This is a genomic window from Wolbachia endosymbiont of Glossina morsitans morsitans (assembly GCF_000689175.1).
GTDB lineage: Bacteria > Pseudomonadota > Alphaproteobacteria > Rickettsiales > Anaplasmataceae > Wolbachia > Wolbachia pipientis.
The window spans coordinates 1-2159 of record NZ_AWUH01000092.1; the positions used below are offsets into that span (position 1 = coordinate 1).

Genomic DNA, 2159 nt, shown 5'->3' on the forward strand with positions numbered 1-2159 from the left:
ACCTGAAAATTCAAATCTATATAGACTATCTTACAAGTGATCTTAGAAAAAAACGGGGCTTGATCCATTTAATCTATGCGACAAGTGTTTCATTGTCATTATGCCATTACTTCAAGCATTCTCTTCTCACTTCTGAATCGAATATATTGCGTACCACTGCTGCGTCCCACAAAGCTCTTTTCTATTCAAAGAGCACGCCCAGAAATTACTTGAAAGAACATACTTATGTCGCGCAAGCGTGTACTTAAGTTCACGCATAAAAGTGTATGTTCATGCTGTGAAAGTTCATGTATGAAAGTGCATGTGTAAATGTTGGCACATTTCATATGCTTTGTTGCCCTATTTTACGAGTCTGGTTGCCACTCTTCGTCTTATTACGTAACACTTTTTTTTCTATTTTACGTGTTTATCTGAATATTTCTCAAATTATTATTAATCTTGGCGTATTATTAGGCTTGACTTTATGAAGTGGGCAGGTAAGATATGAAGAGAATATTACCTAAAAGAAAAGATGAGGTTTGCTAAGTGGGAAAGAGGTAGAGAAGCGCCAGGTTGGATAATCTGCTACACACTACCACAGCTAATATAGCTCATAAATAAAGAAGCCACCCAATTTGGACATGAAAAAACCAGGGAAGAGGGCGAAAAACAGGCTAAAATAGCTGTGGCTAAAAATTCACTCAAGGCGGGTGTTTCTATTGATGTTATTGCTGAAATAACAGGGTTTTCTGTTGATTATATTGAGAAAATTCAAGAAAAGAAGTTTTAGCCATAACGTTTTTTTATTAAAACCTCTATTCTAGTAATTTTAATATTGCAATCCATTCTAATGTCTGTACAATGCCTTTTTTATATAAATACTTAATAGGAGGGGTTAATGCCAACACAGAAAGAGCTTCGGACTACGATGTCCAAAAAATTACAGGAAGCTATTAAACATCCAGATCCAGCAGTTGCTGCCGGGAGGATGTCCGCTATCAAGAGATGGGTGGGAGTCCTTCAAGATAACTTTATGGAGCACATAAAATACTTTAAGGGTGATAAGTTGAAGTTTTTGCACAATGTATTCCAAGATGAAGGTTGCTGGTCAGGTGTAAGGTTGGATAATGCTGCTTTAGGTCAAATGTTTACTGAAGAAAAAATAGATGGAATAGATAATCCACTTCGCAAATATGAGATGGCTTGTAGTTACTGTGATAAAATTCATCCACTCTTTCAAAAAGCATTTGAATCCTACAAAAATGGATTTTCTTCTGATGAACTTGATGGTAGAGGTAATCCTATAACTGATGAGTACATACGAAACTCGCTTTTGGGTGGCATTCGAAGGAAAGGTCCTGTATTTGATTTCTGGATCGATAGAGAATCTGGGGAATTAAAGAAGTATGATGCAGTAGAAGGTTTTGACAGTGCTGTAAAACTTAAGTGGAGCGAAGGAGTAGAGTATTTTTATAATCATTTAAAAGAAGAAGATAAGGAAAAGAAACTTACAGAAGCTGTTATTGCTCTGTCTCGCGTTCAATCTGTTGAGAAAGACGCTCCTATTTTAGATTTTTGTGTAAGGAATATAGCTGACAAAGATACTCTTTTACAGAAATTATTGCAGAAGGATAGAGGGGTATATTTCCTTTTTAGTAGATTAATACGTTCATGTTTTTTTGATACGGTTCATGATTTGGTACAGTATTGGTGCTATAAAGGAATTTCAGCACGTGGAGATCATTCAGAGAAAATATTCTCACAGCAAAACTATGAGATTCTTCTTTCTTCACTTTCAGATACAATGTTGAAAAATCCTGAATCAAATGTTCAAGCTAGATCTATTATTATGGAAATTTGGCAGTGTAGTAGTTTTAGTGAATACAAAAAGGCTGCTATTATTGATACTTCAAATGGTAAAATTCCTATAAAGACCGTACTTGCAGAATTGATAGTTAACTGGAAACGAGAGGACATTTATAAGTCTGATGAGGAAAAAGAAATAGAGAAAAAAGAAATACTAGATATGATGTTATTCGCTAAAAATAGCTTTCCTGAAAGATTTGAGTTCTTTAAAGAAAAGATAATAAAAAACCTTAGATTATGCGGTAGGGAAGGAATGAAGGATTACGTAGATTACGGTTTGTTTGCAGAAGAGTTATTCTCTGAGTTAGAGAAAA

Annotated in this window: 1 protein-coding gene and 1 pseudogene; both read left to right on the forward strand. The window is 34.9% G+C overall.

Annotated features, from left to right (window positions below; genetic code table 11):
• Window positions 1–598: 598 nt before the first annotated feature.
• Window positions 599–769, forward strand: a pseudogene (locus WGMM_RS07470) (pyrimidine dimer DNA glycosylase/endonuclease V); the annotation flags it as partial.
• A 108-nt stretch (window positions 770–877) separates the two neighbouring features.
• A partial coding sequence (locus WGMM_RS02015) for a hypothetical protein (RefSeq protein WP_038249341.1) occupies window positions 878–2159 on the forward strand: 1282 nt, incomplete at its 3' end.